Here is a 15,526-nt window from a genome sequence, read left to right on the forward strand (position 1 = left end):
CGCTTTTATACCTGCTCGTCGGGTACGAACCAAAGCGAATTAATCATCATACATGAAAAAATTAGCACTTCACTGGCAAATATTAATAGGAATGGTACTGGGAATCCTTTTTGGATTCCTGATGGTACAATTTGATTGGGGTCGTGGTTTTGTAGAAGACTGGATCAATCCATTCGGGACGATATTTGTGAATTTGCTTAAGCTTATAGCGGTGCCATTGATTCTTGCCTCGCTGATCAAAGGTATTTCTGATCTTAAGGACATAGCGAAATTCCGTAAAATGGGATTGCGCACCATTCTCATCTATATAGCCACCACAGTAATTGCGATCACCTTAGGCTTAGGACTGGTGAATCTATTAAATCCAGGATCTGGAATCTCACAAGAAACCATCGATAATTTAAGCGCTACCTATGAAGGCAATTCTGATATCGCTGGTAAACTATCTACTGCAGCCATGCAAAAAGATAGCGGACCTTTACAAGCACTTGTAGATATGGTTCCAGATAATGCCGTTGCTGCGATGTCCAACAACAGCCTGATGCTTCAGGTTATTTTCTTTGCTATTTTCTTAGGTATTTCCATGCTATTGATAGGTGAGAAGGCTGCAGAACCTTTGAAGAATTTCTTTGATTCCTTAAATGATGTGGTACTAAAAATGGTTGATTTGATCATGTTGACAGCACCTTTTGCAGTGTTTGCATTGTTAGCAAATGTTGTCGTGAGTGCAGACGATCCAGATATTCTACTCGCTTTGTTATTCTATGCAGGTACGGTTGTTCTAGGACTAATTTTGATGATTGTGGTGTACTGTTTAATATTCTGGTTATACGTCAAGAAATCGCCGCTATGGTTTTTGGACAAAATCGCTCCAGCTCAGTTATTGGCTTTTTCAACCAGTTCTAGTGCCGCAACGCTACCTGTAACCATGGAGCGTGTGGAAGAACACATGGGCGTGGAAAAAGAAGTAGCGAGTTTTGTACTGCCTGTTGGTGCTACCATTAATATGGATGGCACCAGTCTGTATCAGGCAGTGGCTGCGGTGTTTGTTTGTCAGGCATTGGGAATTGAATTGGCTTTGACCGCTCAATTAACTATAGTGTTGACGGCGCTGTTGGCATCTATTGGCTCTGCTGCGGTTCCTGGCGCTGGAATGGTGATGCTGGTGATTGTTTTGGAGTCCATTAATTTTCCTAGCGAACTACTACCGGTTGCTCTAGCCTTAATATTTGCCGTCGACCGACCGCTGGATATGTTGCGTACTACAGTGAATGTTACTGGTGACGCGACAGTAGCTTCTATAGTGGCGAAGTCTTTGGGTAAATTTGGCGAGCCAGATGTACAGGAATGGGATGACCACCTGGACGAGGTTTCTTCATAAACCCCTATTGAGTAATTCTTTCTTTTAAGTTCTTAGGTACGTAGATTATGTTGGTTAGATGCCGGCCTACGATTTGTGCGCTTTCGCGCCTGCCTGCCGGTCAGGCAGGAAAGCAAAATAATCTCAACCTCTACCACTTAACTATTGCATTTACTTAACAGCATCATTTTCTTTTTATTCCTAGTTTGCACGGTACCAACCAAAAAGAAAATCTTATGAATGTCTGTTTTATCATGTACCCGTGGGAAGAAGTCCATCCCGAGAGTGATTCCACGCTGGTGCTGATCCATGAATGCATGAAGCGTGGTCACACTGTTGCAATGGCAACTCCAGCAAATCTTACCATACGTGATAGCATAGCTTATGCATTCTCAAAAGTGATACGTAAGATGGACAAAGTGCCAGCTCAAATGAAATCTTTCTATAAGCGAGCACAATTCAAGGAAAAGATGTTACCACTGGCTGGTTTTGATGTGATCATGATGCGGGCTAATCCACCTCTAGATCCTATTGCACTCAACTTCTTGGACTCAGTTAAGGAAGATGTATTTATAGTGAATGATATTGAAGGATTGCGTGAGGCCAACAATAAGTTGTATACAGCTTGTTTTGTAGATCCAGACAACACGATCATACCTCGTACGCACGTTTCCAAAAACAAGGAATATTTAAAATCAGTCATTAAGGAAAACCCTCGAGATCGCATGATCATGAAGCCACTTAACGGTTATGGTGGTAGCGGCGTGATCATGATTGAGAAGAGTGCGATGTTTAATGTCAACTCTTTGCTGGATTTCTACATTGACAATAAAGACGGTACTACTAATTATGTAATCCTTCAAGATTATATCGATGGCGCAGATCAAGGAGATAGTCGCATTCTACTCCTTAACGGTAAACCTATAGGCGCCGTAAGACGTGTTCCTGGCGGCGATGATCATAGGTCCAACATTAGCGCTGGCGGCAGTTTTGAAAAACATAACCTGACAAAAGCTGAAAAGCTACTGTGTAAAAAAATAGGTCCCAAACTAGTAAACGATGGTTTGTTCTTTGTTGGGATCGATGTGATCAATGGCATGCTGGTAGAAGTTAACGTGATGTCACCTGGCGGCATTGTTCAAATCAATAAGTCCTCTAAAACCAAGGTCCAAGAAAAGATCATTGACTATTTTGAAGAAGAGACCAGCATTAGAAAAAAAGCTCTAGATAGAACCCAAAAACTCAAGAACACCCTACTGAATGAATAAAATGTCCATCCGTCAGATCTTGAATAAGATCGAGCATGAAGAAACATTTCATGCCGTTGTTGACGATTACTCGTTTTCCATAAAAATTGACGATTACGTTCCCTACGTATGCGCTGCAATACATGACGGACACCATTTTGATAAAAGACTATGGAAAAAGTGCTTGCATACAGAGTACGATCGCTGGTATGAAGAAGATCCGGCAACGGGTACCATGATTTCCATGTTGCCCATCACGATTATAGCACACGACAGCAGATTTGAGTATGATCTCAATAGAGATCCCAAAAACGCGATTTATGAAACCGCTTGGGGAAAAACACTTTGGAAAACGCCATTGTCAGAAGAGGAAAAAGACAGTGCACTTCAAAAGCACGAAAACTTTTATAGAGTCATTCTGCAATTGATTGTCAAGCTGGAAGAGCTCTTCGGGACTACCGTTTTTTATGATCTACATTCTTACAATTACAAACGTTGGGACCGCAAAGTCCCAATATTTAATATAGGTACTTCAAATGTTGATCAGATCAAATACAAATTGGCCATTGAACAATGGAAGGAAATTCTCAATAAAATTGAATTGCCTATTGAACAAGAAGTTTCTTGCGAAATCAATGATGTGTTTCAAGGAAACGGATTCTTTTTAAAATACGTGACTGCCAATTCCAAGAATTCCTTGGTTCTGGCTACTGAGGTTTCAAAAATATATTGCGATGAAGAAACCGGCGTTGTGTATCCAGAAGTGGTTCACGCCTTGAAGGACAAGCTCAAGTACTACATACAGTCGCACGCTTATCGTTTCTATGATCGCCACCATACCTTTGATCAGTAAAAGTCTATGAAGTTATCTAAGTTCACCGGCGAGTTTCAGGAAGTGATGGAAATCGATGAGAATATTCATCGATTGGTCGGTAATCTGGAACTGCTGGCGTTTATAAATCCGTTGAATATTGCTCAGGAACGCAAGCAATTTTTCAAGGAAAAGTACAAGTACAATCCTAAATTCAAATACCGCAAGGTGCGATTTGACACCTATAAACTGCATCGTCTATTTTTTAGCCAGCGGCTCAAGGACATCGATGACAAGGTTATACGAGACCTATACAAGGACGTGGTATATACCTACAGTGGTATGGTCCAGTGCATTGAGACCATAAGCCAGCCAGACAATCGGTTTTATTTCAACAGCCTACGGTTTTACGGTACGCCTACCGATAAGATGGTGGAAAACGCAAAGTTCATCCTACACCATAGGGAAGATGATGAGTCCGCTTTCGCGAAAGCGGAACCTCAATTATCTACAGAACAAGCGATCCAATTCTTTGAAGATTATAAAAAGGAATACGGTTTCAACTTTGCCATCAAAACTAGCAGCGCCATGAGTGCCGCGGCAATGGTTTCCAATAAAGACCGTGCACTTATATTGAAGAAGAATCACCAGTTCTCGCAGCACCAGCTTAATGTTTTGGCGCACCACGAGATAGGTGTACACCTGGTCACGACTTTTAATGCGATCGAGCAACCCTTAAAAGTGTTCGGGAATGGATTCCCCAACAATGTGGAAACACAGGAAGGACTAGCCGTTTTTGCGGAATATATGAGTGGTAATTTGACCGTTTCCAGACTGCGAGAATTGGCTTATCGTGTGATTGCCGCAGACAGCCTTATCAAAGGAAACGACTTCACAGAAACCTTTAACCTGATCCATAATCAGTACGGTCTGGATCGTGAGCGAGCCTTCAATATTACCTTGAGAGTTCACCGTGGTGGCGGTTTTACGAAAGATGCATTATACCTTTCTGGTCTTCAAAAAATATACAACCTTCATCAAGCCGGCGAAAGCATGGAATCATTGTTGATGGGTAAATGTTCCCTAGAATACTTGCCATCTGTAAAAAGATTGCAGGAAGTAGGTCTTGCTAAACCCATTACTTATAAATGCAAATCCTACAATTCCAATAACAATAAAGACCAACGTGTAGAATGGATATTGCAAAATTTAAAATAGTCTCGTTTTTAATATTACTTTTTATTAGTGCCCCAATATCTTGGGCGCAATATGACATTCCTATATATGTTACCACCACAACTACAGAGAATGTACCGGTAAGGATCGTTACCAATAGTTTGGTCGATCAGGTCTATGAAAGAGTAGATTCTGCATATAGATCTGGTTTTGGAGGCTTTAACAGCTTGATTGTAGAAAATAAAATCTTTCCCATTCATCTAGAGGACTTTGATGATTTCAATGCAGCTGTTTTTAAAAATGACAGCCTTATTACGGTCATTTACTCAGGTGCTCAAGGCGCGTTAAAAAATGAATATTTGATTACGCGTAATGAAGTTTACACCGAGTTTGCCAATCAAAAGGATTTATTGAAGCAGCCCATGGCACAACTCGCTCCATCGATGGATAGCCTGACTAATGTATGGATGGAAAAGCTTAAAAGCATGCCTTTTAGCGAGTTGTTTAAAGAAGATGAGGCCATGTATTATAAGAGTTTTCAGGCTTATGTAAAACTGGCACACCAGCAATATCAAATGGACCAAACCACTTCGCTTGAAGATCTTGAATTGCAGGATTTTCCTGATATGGATTTCTCTAGCAATCGTTATTATACTACCATACCACAATACAAGGCGATGGCGCAAGTATATAACTTCAAGAAACTATTGCAACTAGAAAAGGTGCGGTATGGTCGCCGATTTGTCAATGATTTAGATGGTTTTATTACTAGCGATCTTAAAAAGAAAGCATTTGTCCAGTCTACGGAGCACCATCCTAGAGCAGACTTTTTGTATGACATTTCAAAACCACTTTACAATCCGCATACAAGTAAGGAACGACGCCTATATAGAAAAAGTAAAAAAACAGGAAAGGGCAGTGATTTTGAGTATCCAGAAGTGCAAACCGTTGATGGTGCCAGCGTCAATTTCAATAATTTTCAAGGTAAAAAAATCCAATTATTAGTTTACAGTTTTAGAGATCCCTTTCTAAGACAAAACCTAACCAAGTGGAATAAATTTGCGGTACAGCAAGAGCCAGACACCTACTATGTCGCTTATGGAGTTGATGCCTCACTTTATGAGGATACATGGAAGGAATTGCAATTTTCCAGTCAGCTTGCTGGACTTAATGTAAAAGCAAGTCCCAAGGATGGTTTTGAATTTAGAGAAGATCTTGGAATATTATTATTACCTCGCGTCATCTCGATTGATGCGAATGGGGTTATTTCTAATCCCAACTTGGATCTCGATTTTGAAAAAAGCGTGCCGCTGGGCAGATAAACTATACTTAAGTAAACGCTGAACGTATTTCTAAATCGTTCTATATCCTATAGGTATGAATGCATGGCTCACGCCATTCATTCTACCTATCTTTGCGGTCGTAAAATTAATCTATGTCAGAATTGCAAAAAGAGCTAGAAGAACGCTCTGGAAACGTTTGTGAACTTTGTGCTTCCAAGGAATCACTATTGGTCTATGATGTACCTGATTCACCTAGTGATGTCAAGGATACTCGTATTCTAGCTTGTTCTACCTGTGTCAATCAGCTTACAGATTCTGATCAAGTAGATGCTAATCACTGGCGTTGTCTTAACGACTCTATGTGGAGTCCAGTTCCAGCAGTTCAAGTTGTAGCCTATAGAATGTTGAACCAACTCAAACCAGAAGGCTGGCCTGTGGATTTATTGGATATGATGTATTTGGAAGATGATGTAAAAGAATGGGCAATGGCAGGTATTGCATCTGGACCGCAATTGGTGCATCGTGATGCTAACGGTCATGTTCTGTCAAAAGGCGACAGCGTGGTACTTATCAAAGACCTAGACGTTAAAGGAGCTAATTTTACGGCAAAGCGTGGTACACCTGTGCGCAACATTTCACTGGATCATGAAAATGAAAACCACATTGAAGGAAAAGTTAATGGCCAGCATATTGTGATATTAACGCAGTACGTGAAGAAGAGTTAAGAAGTGTATTTTCTCTTACGCAACCACAGGAACAATCCACCGAAACCGAGTATGATCAACAACGGCACGACAATGTTGATCGTTTGCCACAATAATCTATGGTCATAACTGCGCTTGATATCTAGAAACGGAACCTTGATTTCCTTATTTCTCAAGGCAATCAAATTGTCATCATCCAGCATGTAGTTGACCACATTCATCAAGAATTCCTTATTCCCATAAAACTGACCGGTTCGCATGTCATATCCTAGATCTTGCGGCTGACCGCGATCTATTTGATTTTTCATGATGTCGCCATCTGCCGCCAGAAAAATGGAAGCCTCGCTGGTCTCATCCTTATGATCTTTGATTTCGAATGGCTTGACACGGTTTTTATAGGCACTAATAAAAGATCCTTGGGCGATGGCTGCCAGTGGCTGGCTACCTGATCTATACAATTGCGGATCTATCTCATCATCCAATTCATTTAGAGAAATAGCAGATGGTAAAGTAACTATAGCAGTTTCAGCGCTTGATGATAATAAAATTTGCTTTTTACTAGAGCTTTTCAAAGTGTCTAGGCTACCGGTATATTCAAATTTCACTTCTTCCAGATTGCGTGTGATGTCGCTGGTACTATCACCACTGGCCATAGGGTAGTAGGGCCATTGAAAAGCCTCGTACTGTGTGTTTCGACCTTGTCCTGTCGCTAGAGCCAGAGCACCACTTTGAACATCCTTTATCAAGCCACGATTCAAACGCAAACCGTATCTAAAGAGCATGTCATCCAAATTTAAATCTCTGGAGAGTGCATAGGCCTTTTGATCTGGGTTTGCTAGGCTATCATTTTCCATAATGATAGGATCTACCGCCATGAGCAAATTCCCACCATTCATGACATATTGATCAAGTACGTATTTTTTGGTTTCAGAAAAGGCGACGGTTGGTTTGGGCTCGACCACCAGATCGTATTTCTTCAATTCATTCAGCACTTTTACTGGCGTCACACTATCACTAGAAGTAACAAATTCAATCCCGAATGGCGCAATACGATAATATGCCTGTAGAGATCTAATGAAATCGGCGATTTGTAGATTACTCAACTCACCGCTATCGCGCAGTATGGCAATGGTTTTGTCCTTGGGCTTGGACACCTTGCGCAAGCCATCTGCCAGTTGGTATTCCAATTGATTGATGGAAGAATTCACTCGTTGCTCTGTAGTGGATCGCGCTACCGATTTCAACAATGGGATCGCGGTACGTTTACCGTCATAAGCGATGATCGCATAGGGAAACACGGTAACATTGGTCTGTTTTCCCTTTTCAATAATATTGGCGACGGCAGGTTGTACGCCTTCTCGAGCGAGTTGCTGGACGACCTGATTTGCTTCTTCTGGATTGAGATTTTCCACAGGATCGAGAAAATCATATTTCACATTGGGATGTATGGCGGCCAGTTCTTCTAGTAATTGTCTGGTCTCCTGTTTCAATTTGAGAAATTCTGACGGTAACTCGCCATCCAAGAATACATCTATAAAAATGGGAAGCTCGGCTTCATCCAGCAGTTTTTTCGTTTCGGGAGCAATGGTGTACCGCTGGTTTTCAGTCAGGTCAAAGCGTTTGTGAAACTTTCCAGACAGATAGTTTATCGCAACGAGCGCAACGATCAACAAGGCTATATTTCTAACGATCTTGATCATGAATTCCTATTCAGGCTTTTTTTGAGTGAAATTTCGCTTAAAGCGAAAAAGAAAACAGCGACGCTCACAAAGTACACGACATCACGCGTGTCGATAACGCCGCGCGCCATACTTTCATAGTGATATTTCATGCCAAAAGACGCGATCAAATCGTCGGTAACGAGATAACCTGCGGCACCTTCAAAGCCAAAATACATTACAAAACAAACCAGCGCCGCAATGAGAAAAGCTATGATCTGATTCTTAGTCACCGTACTGCACCATATGGAAATACTCACGTAGCCCAACGACATCAATAAGGCACCTAAATAGCTACCGAAGGTACTGCCCAAATCGATATTGTAAGAAGTCTGTCCCAAAGTACCAACCGTGATGACATAAATGATTGTAGGCACCAATGCCAAGGTGGTTATTGTAAAGGCCGCAGCAAATTTCCCACCTATTAAGGATCGTATGGAAATGGGTCTGGTCAATAATATTTCCAATGTGCCCAGATCGCGTTCTACCGTGAAACTGCGCATGCATATCGCGGGAATCAAGAACATAAACAACCATGGTATCAATAGAAAAAACGGAGTCAGATCTGCAAAACCATAGTTAAGCACATTGAATTCACCATCAAATACAAACACAAACAAACCACTAACCAATAGGAAAATACACAGCACCAAATAACCGCTCAGGCTGCTGAAGAATCCACGTATTTCCTTTAGATAAATGGCTTTCATGAAAGGCTGTGAAGTTTTTCTGCGCTGGTAGCGACGGGCTTTTGATCAAACATGGCTTTGGTTTTAGGCCATATCTCTTGAAACAACGCAGAATTTCGATAGTTATTTAAATCGGTTGAAGAATTCCAGTAGCTGTAGGTAAAAAAGGTTTGTGGATCATCAGTTCCTTGATAAAGCTCTAGAAATTCACATCCAGGTTGATGACGTATCTTCTCTTTGATATCCTCAAATAAGACTTTGAAATCATCGATTTTGTTTTCAGAAAAATGCATCTGTACAATCCTTACTATCATTTGTTTTCAAAGTTTATGATGACTGGTGCATCTAGCTGTAAACCGAATAACGTACTGGCGCTACCAACGGTCAAAGGATTCGATCTATAAGTGGCGATTTCAATCAATCCAGCTGTGTTGAAAATGACTAGTCCTTTACCGTCCACATCACGTTTTTCTGGTGGCGTGTCAAAATTCACGATATCAGAATAACGGTCGTAAATCACTTTGTGCTTTTCACTGCGTGCCGCAAGCTCAAAAGTACGGCCACGACCTACTTCTTTGAACAATTCCCGACTAATGTTGGTCACACTGTTCCCGTAATTATCAATGTAAATCACTTGACCGTTAATGTAGTTCCCACTTTCAGACACTTGCGGGTGGATACCCGTAATAGATCGTAGTGAATTGATGGGCTTGCCTATAACTTCTAGCGTACCGCCACGAGCAATGTGGCAGGCCGTTTTCACAAATACGTCCAGCGTCGTGAAGTTGGACGATATGCGATCGTGAATGTTGATCTCTACCATTTTTTCTGCCTTGAGCTTACTCATGATCAAACACAGTGATCCATTGTCAGCACAAATAAAATAATGGCCGTTCAATAGAATGGCGACATGCTTGTTTTCTGGAGTATGTTCGGCATCGACGCCTATAATGTGAATCGTCCCATCAGGAAAGGAATCGTAGGCCTTTTGAATGATATAGGCAGCCTCTGCAATGTGAAAAGGCGAGATGTCGTGAGAAATATCAACAATGGTAACAGCGTCCAATTCTTTAAGGATAGCACCCTTAACCGCGCCTACATAGGGATCTTTCCAGCCAAAATCTGTCGTCAATGTAATTATGGCCATATAAAAGGTAGGTGGTTGTTGATTAAATGATAATTAAAATTGGCTCTTAAATGAACGCTCTAGACTAGAATTTACTAATTTCATAAGCCATAGGATCATCCTCAACAAAACTAAAAAATAATAGACGCAATCTGTCACTTAATTTACCGCTTTTGAACGAACTTGTCATCGACCTTGCAGACGCAAATCCCAGAGAATTTTTTGGCGTCAAGAACAAGAATCTAGCCTTCTTAAAACAACATTATCCCAAACTTAAAATCGTCGCTCGTGGCTCTGTCATGAAGGTCTATGGCGATGAAGAACAACTGGCCGAATTTGACAAGAGACTTGAAATGTTGCTCAAACATTTTACCAAGTACAACAAAATGGACGAAAACGTCATGGAACGCCTATTGACGGCAAACGAGACCGAAAATTACGAGGCCAAAGGCACCAACGATGTCTTGGTTCATGGTAACAATGGAGCGCTCATACGTCCCAAAACGCCCAACCAGCGTAAACTGGTAGCGCTTTGCAAGCAAAACGATATGGTTTTTGCCATAGGTCCTGCGGGAACCGGTAAAACCTACATAGGTGTTGCTCTCGCTGTTCAGGCACTTAAAAATCGCGAGGTAAAACGTATCATCATCACGCGCCCGGCTGTAGAAGCAGGCGAAAATCTAGGCTTTTTACCTGGTGACCTCAAAGAGAAACTGGATCCATATATGCAACCAATTTATGATGCACTGCGCGACATGGTGCCAGCAGAACGACTCGCGTCATATATAGAAAAAGGCACCATCCAGATCGCGCCGCTAGCCTTTATGCGTGGTCGCACGCTGGATCAAGCTTACGTGATTCTTGATGAATCCCAAAACACCACACATGCACAAATGAAGATGTTCCTGACGCGTATGGGTAAGGACGCCAAGTTTTTTATTACTGGCGATCCAGGACAAATCGATCTACCGCGACGCACCATTTCAGGACTTAAGGAAGCCTTGTTGATCCTTAAAGAAGTAGAAGGCGTTGGTATGATGTATCTGGACGACAGCGATGTGGTGCGCCACAGACTGGTCAAGAAAGTGATTGCCGCTTATAAGGAGATCGAAAATCGCAATTAGATTTTTTGTGAGTTCGCTTTCGCGAAAGCGTGCTCTTCTAATCCATCGTCAATAACTATTGAATAAAAATGAATCCCATTTGCTGCATTGCAAGTGGGATTTCTGAAATTTACCAAAGCTTAAAACAAACCTTCATGTTCCTATTTGATACCATAACCAATACTGATTTTAAATTCCCAGGACAGCAATCTGTTTATAAAGGAAAGGTTCGTGAAGTGTATACGCTGGAAAATGATCTATTGGTCATGATCGCCAGTGATCGATTGAGTGCTTTTGATGTGGTGATGCCACGTGGTATTCCATTTAAGGGACAAATCCTGAATCAAATAGCGACCAAAATGATGGCTGCCACAGCAGACATCGTTCCCAACTGGTTGATTGCAACGCCAGATCCTAATGTGGCGATAGGGCATAAGTGTGAGCCTTTTAAGGTAGAAATGGTCATACGTGGTTATATGAGCGGTCATGCCGCACGCGAGTATAAATCGGGAAAACGTGAGTTGTGTGGTGTCGCTATGCCTGATGGGATGAAGGAAAACGACAAGTTCCCACAGCCCATTATCACACCAGCCACCAAAGCCGAAATGGGCGATCACGATGAGGATATCTCAAGAGAAAACATCTTGGCTCGTGGAATTGTTTCCAAAGAAGATTATGAGGTGCTGGAGAAATACACACGCGCCTTATTTGAGAGAGGTACACAGCTGGCAGCAGATCGTGGTTTGATACTGGTGGATACAAAGTATGAATTTGGTAAAACTGCAGATGGAACAATCGTTCTCATTGACGAGATACACACACCAGATTCTTCCAGATATTTTTATGCCGATGGTTATGAAGAACGCCAAGAAAAAGGCGAACCTCAAAAACAACTGAGTAAAGAGTTTGTACGCCAGTGGTTGATCTCCAATGACTTTCAGGGATTGGAAGGTCAAAAAGTACCAACAATGAGCGATGAGTACATCCTATCTGTCAGTGAACGCTACATTGAGTTGTACGAAAAAATCACTGGAGAGCCATTTGATAAGGCAGACACCAATAACATTCTGGATCGTATAGAGAAGAATGTGGTAGCTTGGTTGGAGAATAATTCATAAGAATTCGTTTGATTCTGATGGTGAGTTGAGTGCATCCTTGAAGCAACCTAAACGGATGTTGCCCCTATCAAACCTGCCAGTAATTCAGTTTTATATCCTTTGGTGCCGATCTGGCAGTATTTCGCTAAAGCGATCTTACAAACCATTTGTTTTATAAGACATTGATTATAAGTGTTTTAAACTGATAATTTTGAGTTTTTTCAAATTATAAGTTTCATATGGCACCATCGCATGGTGCTTGCAGCTTTACAGGTAACTAATAACCATTAAAGTTACCTAATGAAAGTACTTGTAATAGGAGCAGGAAATATGGGACTTGCGTATGCAAAGGCACTCATAAAATCTGAATACCTAAGTAAGGACAATCTGATGATCTCAGATACCAGTCCTGAAAAAACCATAGAACTCAAGAAAGAAAGTCGTTTTGATGTGTACACCAATCTAGCCGATTGTTTACCATCTGCAGATATTATCTTCTTAGCGGTTAAGCCTTACCATGCTGGTGAATTGCTAGCAGAGTTAAAACCATTGACCAAAAAAGACCAAGTCATTGTTTCTATCATGGCTGGTGTAACCATCAAAACCATTCAGGATGGTTTAGGCATTGTCAAGGTCGTTCGTGCCATGCCTAACCTACCGGCACAGGTAGGTAAAGGACTGACTTCATTTACTTCATCTAGCGAAGTTTCTAGATTGGAACTTTCAACCGTCCAAAAGTTATTGGATACCACAGGAAAGTCTGTGTATCTAGACACTGAAAATGACATCGATGCTTCTACAGGAATTTCGGGTAGCGGTCCAGCTTATGTATTTTATTTCATGCAATCCATGATGGAAGCCGCAAAAAAAATGGGCTTTTCTGATCATGACTCAAAAGTTTTGGTAAGTCAGACATTTGAAGGAGCCGTAGAGCTTTTCAATCAGTCAGATTTGAGTCCAGAATCTTGGATGAATCGTGTGGCCTCTAAAGGCGGAACCACAAGAGCTGCATTGGATTCCATGGATGATAATAATGTTCAGGATTTGATTCAGGAAGCGGCGTATGCTGCTTTTAATAGAGCTGTTGAATTAGGAAAATAGATATGTTAGACTTAGATAAAGCAAGAAAGAGACACAAAAAGAGAGTTGTCGTAAAAGTTGGAACCAATGTGATGACCAATAAAGACAATCGTATTGTGAGACCCATTTTGAAAAAATTGGTGGATCAAATTGCCAGATTGTATGAGGAAGACATGATTACGGTATTGATTTCTTCAGGATCGGTCATTGCAGGAATGGAAGTTCTGGACGATAACGATATTGAGGATATTACAATCAGACGTCAGGTGTACTCCGCGGTTGGACAACCTAGAATGATGCGTCATTACTATAGCATCTTTCATGATTATGGGATGCGATGTGCTCAAGTACTCGCCACTAAACGCGATTTTGCAGAAGGTAAGCACCGCGACAACATGATCAATTGCTATGAAGGTTTGTTGAGTCAAGGAATTGTACCCATCGCAAATGAAGACGATGCCGTTTCACTATCCATGTCAATGTTTTCAGACAACGACGAACTTGCCAGCCTGGTAGCAGAATTGATACAAGCAGATATGTTGATATTATTGACTGATATTGATGGTGTCTACGACGGTAACCCAGCAGATGAGTCGTCTAGAGTGATTAAAACCGTGACCACCAATCAACCGGTAGAGCAGTTTATTCAATCTTCCAATAAAAGTGAAGGAGAAGGACGTGGCGGAATGAAATCAAAAATAAACGTAGCCAAACAGACTGCTGCTAAAAATATTCCAACCTACATCGCGAACGGAAAACGAGAAGATTGCATCATTGATATTGTCAATGGAAAAGATGTAGGAACACGTGTCCACCTAGTAGAAGAAGAAGCGTAAAGCGTAAAAAAAATTGAAACAAACAGAATGAAATTATTGAAAGAAGACATAAAAAATAATGTATTACAGTCCATGATGGAGCTATTGGCAGAGCGCAAGGATCATATCATTGCGGCTAATAAAAAGGATCTGGAGGCTTTTAGCGGTGATGATCAGGCGCTTTATGAGCGATTGATTGTTGACGAAAGTAAAGTGGAGGACATGATTCGTGCCGTGCGTGAGGTTAAAGATCAGCAGGATCCTGTTGGGCAAACGATAAGTGATGACACCTTGGGAAATGGGTTGAACATCACTAATAAAACAGCGCCCTTTGGAACCATCATGATCATTTATGAATCACGACCAGATGTTACCATCGAGGCCGCCGTTCTCGCCTTTAAAGCCAATAACAAGATATTACTCAAAGGTGGTAAAGAAGCCCACCACAGCAATGAAGAACTGGTTAAGTGTTGGCATCAAGCCTTGAAGGATAATGATCTTTCCACGGACTGGATCCAATATCTTAAGATGGATCGCACAGCTACTCAGGAGTTTTTAAAAAACCCAGATCAGCCATTAGATCTCATCGTGCCACGCGGTGGTGAACGACTTATTGAATTTGTCAAGATGCATGCAAAATGCGCCGTTCTGGTGAGTGGTCGCGGTAATAATTTTGCCTATGTCGCACCAAGCGCAGATATTGAAAAAGTAATTCCGGTTATTGTGAATGCCAAAACCAATAAAATCTCTGGTTGTAATGCTCTTGACAAAATTTACATCGATCAAAATCATCCCGATTTTGAAAATGTAAGTCGCAGGATAGAAAAAGAGTTGACGGATAAAGAGGTTCATATTGTTGCTAGTAAAGAATTTGCCAACATCTTAGAAACCAATGATCTGATTGAAGATCAAAATGTATGGTTTCAAGAATTTCTAGCTAGAAAAGCAGCCATGGGAACAGTCAATGGATTGGAAGATGCCATCGAGCGCATCAACACCTATTCTGGTGGCCATTCAAACATCATTTTAACAGAAAATATGGATGATGCCGCCACTTTTATGGAGCAAATCGATAGTGCAGCGGTGTACCATAACGCCTCTACACGATTTACAGATGGTGGACAAATGGGCGTAGGAGCAGAGCTTGCCATTAGTACCGACAAGTTGCACCATCGCGGGCCACTAGGATTGAAACAATTAGTCACGAACAAATACTATGTTTCAGGTACTGGACAGATTCGTGAATAGTATTTGAAATATTCCAGGTAAACCAAAAGCTCAGATGTGATTCTGAGCTTTTTTTATTTCACTTTCCTG

At 41.4% G+C, this 15,526-nt stretch carries 15 protein-coding genes; 11 read left to right on the forward strand and 4 right to left on the reverse strand.

Going from position 1 to position 15,526, the window contains the following annotated elements; translation table 11 throughout:
• Positions 1-52 precede the first annotated feature (52 nt).
• The 6 genes from BST86_RS04625 to BST86_RS04650 all read left to right on the forward strand — a co-directional run bounded on the left by BST86_RS04625 (position 53) and on the right by BST86_RS04650 (position 6,602).
• Positions 53-1,381 carry a dicarboxylate/amino acid:cation symporter gene (locus BST86_RS04625; RefSeq protein WP_105982251.1) on the forward strand — a complete coding sequence of 443 codons (1,329 nt, stop codon included), beginning with the start codon at positions 53-55 and terminating at the stop codon, positions 1,379-1,381.
• 215 nt (positions 1,382-1,596) lie between these two features.
• Positions 1,597-2,628, forward strand: coding sequence for a glutathione synthase (gshB, locus tag BST86_RS04630; protein WP_105982252.1), 1,032 nt, complete (start codon positions 1,597-1,599; stop codon positions 2,626-2,628).
• A complete protein-coding gene (locus BST86_RS04635; protein ID WP_105982253.1) occupies positions 2,621-3,460 on the forward strand; it encodes an N-formylglutamate amidohydrolase in 840 nt (279 codons plus the stop codon). Before gshB ends, BST86_RS04635 begins: the two co-directional genes overlap by 8 nt.
• A 6-nt stretch (positions 3,461-3,466) precedes the next feature.
• Entirely contained in the window at positions 3,467-4,636 is a 1,170-nt protein-coding gene (locus BST86_RS04640; protein ID WP_105982254.1) for a peptidase MATCAP family protein, read from the forward strand.
• Entirely contained in the window at positions 4,612-5,916 is a 1,305-nt protein-coding gene (locus BST86_RS04645; RefSeq protein ID WP_105982255.1) for a hypothetical protein, read from the forward strand. Before BST86_RS04640 ends, BST86_RS04645 begins: the two co-directional genes overlap by 25 nt.
• Positions 5,917-6,029: 113 nt before the next feature.
• Positions 6,030-6,602: a PhnA domain-containing protein gene (locus BST86_RS04650; protein WP_105982256.1), complete on the forward strand. Its 573-nt coding sequence runs from the start codon at positions 6,030-6,032 to the stop codon at positions 6,600-6,602.
• Here BST86_RS04650 and gldG read toward each other — a convergent pair.
• The 4 genes from gldG to BST86_RS04670 are packed head-to-tail and all read right to left on the reverse strand — an operon-like array spanning position 6,599 to position 10,135.
• Positions 6,599-8,281 (reverse strand): gliding motility-associated ABC transporter substrate-binding protein GldG, encoded by a 1,683-nt coding sequence (gene gldG / locus BST86_RS04655; RefSeq protein WP_105982257.1) that lies wholly within the window; start codon positions 8,279-8,281, stop codon positions 6,599-6,601. The two genes, BST86_RS04650 and gldG, sit on opposite strands and share 4 nt — an antisense overlap.
• Complete coding sequence (gene gldF, locus BST86_RS04660) at positions 8,278-9,009, reverse strand: gliding motility-associated ABC transporter permease subunit GldF (protein WP_105982258.1); 732 nt, start codon at positions 9,007-9,009, stop codon at positions 8,278-8,280. The genes gldG and gldF overlap by 4 nt, the downstream gene beginning before the upstream one ends.
• Positions 9,006-9,302, reverse strand: a complete 297-nt coding sequence (locus BST86_RS04665) for a putative quinol monooxygenase (RefSeq protein ID WP_105982259.1) — start codon at positions 9,300-9,302, stop codon at positions 9,006-9,008. Before BST86_RS04665 ends, gldF begins: the two co-directional genes overlap by 4 nt.
• Entirely contained in the window at positions 9,299-10,135 is an 837-nt protein-coding gene (locus tag BST86_RS04670) for an SAM hydrolase/SAM-dependent halogenase family protein (RefSeq protein ID WP_055412708.1), read from the reverse strand. The genes BST86_RS04665 and BST86_RS04670 overlap by 4 nt, the downstream gene beginning before the upstream one ends.
• Before the next feature lie 152 nt (positions 10,136-10,287).
• Between BST86_RS04670 and BST86_RS04675 the strand changes: the two genes are divergently transcribed.
• From BST86_RS04675 to BST86_RS04695, 5 genes are all read left to right on the forward strand, one after another.
• The gene (locus BST86_RS04675; protein ID WP_055412709.1) at positions 10,288-11,238 is read left to right on the forward strand and encodes a PhoH family protein; all 951 of its coding nucleotides are present in this window, start codon (positions 10,288-10,290) and stop codon (positions 11,236-11,238) included.
• A 134-nt stretch (positions 11,239-11,372) separates the two neighbouring features.
• Positions 11,373-12,335, forward strand: coding sequence for a phosphoribosylaminoimidazolesuccinocarboxamide synthase (locus BST86_RS04680; RefSeq protein WP_105983943.1), 963 nt, complete (start codon positions 11,373-11,375; stop codon positions 12,333-12,335).
• Between the two features lie 279 nt (positions 12,336-12,614).
• Entirely contained in the window at positions 12,615-13,415 is an 801-nt protein-coding gene (gene proC, locus BST86_RS04685) for a pyrroline-5-carboxylate reductase (protein ID WP_105982260.1), read from the forward strand.
• A gap of 2 nt (positions 13,416-13,417) precedes the next feature.
• Positions 13,418-14,230 carry a glutamate 5-kinase gene (proB, locus tag BST86_RS04690; RefSeq protein WP_105982261.1) on the forward strand — a complete coding sequence of 271 codons (813 nt, stop codon included), beginning with the start codon at positions 13,418-13,420 and terminating at the stop codon, positions 14,228-14,230.
• A 27-nt stretch (positions 14,231-14,257) separates the two neighbouring features.
• A complete protein-coding gene (locus BST86_RS04695) occupies positions 14,258-15,457 on the forward strand; it encodes a glutamate-5-semialdehyde dehydrogenase (protein WP_105982262.1) in 1,200 nt (399 codons plus the stop codon).
• The last annotated feature ends 69 nt before the right edge of the window (positions 15,458-15,526 follow it).

It is taken from the genome of Nonlabens agnitus, from assembly GCF_002994045.1.
In the GTDB taxonomy this organism is placed as follows: Bacteria; Bacteroidota; Bacteroidia; order Flavobacteriales; family Flavobacteriaceae; genus Nonlabens; species Nonlabens agnitus.

What these genes read in the sequence shown, in the direction of transcription:
- BST86_RS04625 (WP_105982251.1), top strand. Translation starts at nt 53, where the DNA reads ATGAAAAAATTAGCACTTCACTGGCAAATATTAATAGGAATGGTACTG.
- gshB (WP_105982252.1), top strand. Translation starts at nt 1,597, where the DNA reads ATGAATGTCTGTTTTATCATGTACCCGTGGGAAGAAGTCCATCCCGAG.
- BST86_RS04635 (WP_105982253.1), top strand. Translation starts at nt 2,621, where the DNA reads ATGAATAAAATGTCCATCCGTCAGATCTTGAATAAGATCGAGCATGAA.
- BST86_RS04640 (WP_105982254.1), top strand. Translation starts at nt 3,467, where the DNA reads ATGAAGTTATCTAAGTTCACCGGCGAGTTTCAGGAAGTGATGGAAATC.
- BST86_RS04645 (WP_105982255.1), top strand. Translation starts at nt 4,612, where the DNA reads ATGGATATTGCAAAATTTAAAATAGTCTCGTTTTTAATATTACTTTTT.
- BST86_RS04650 (WP_105982256.1), top strand. Translation starts at nt 6,030, where the DNA reads ATGTCAGAATTGCAAAAAGAGCTAGAAGAACGCTCTGGAAACGTTTGT.
- gldG (WP_105982257.1), bottom strand. Translation starts at nt 8,281, where the DNA reads ATGATCAAGATCGTTAGAAATATAGCCTTGTTGATCGTTGCGCTCGTT.
- gldF (WP_105982258.1), bottom strand. Translation starts at nt 9,009, where the DNA reads ATGAAAGCCATTTATCTAAAGGAAATACGTGGATTCTTCAGCAGCCTG.
- BST86_RS04665 (WP_105982259.1), bottom strand. Translation starts at nt 9,302, where the DNA reads ATGATAGTAAGGATTGTACAGATGCATTTTTCTGAAAACAAAATCGAT.
- BST86_RS04670 (WP_055412708.1), bottom strand. Translation starts at nt 10,135, where the DNA reads ATGGCCATAATTACATTGACGACAGATTTTGGCTGGAAAGATCCCTAT.
- BST86_RS04680 (WP_105983943.1), top strand. Translation starts at nt 11,373, where the DNA reads ATGTTCCTATTTGATACCATAACCAATACTGATTTTAAATTCCCAGGA.
- proC (WP_105982260.1), top strand. Translation starts at nt 12,615, where the DNA reads ATGAAAGTACTTGTAATAGGAGCAGGAAATATGGGACTTGCGTATGCA.
- proB (WP_105982261.1), top strand. Translation starts at nt 13,418, where the DNA reads ATGTTAGACTTAGATAAAGCAAGAAAGAGACACAAAAAGAGAGTTGTC.
- BST86_RS04695 (WP_105982262.1), top strand. Translation starts at nt 14,258, where the DNA reads ATGAAATTATTGAAAGAAGACATAAAAAATAATGTATTACAGTCCATG.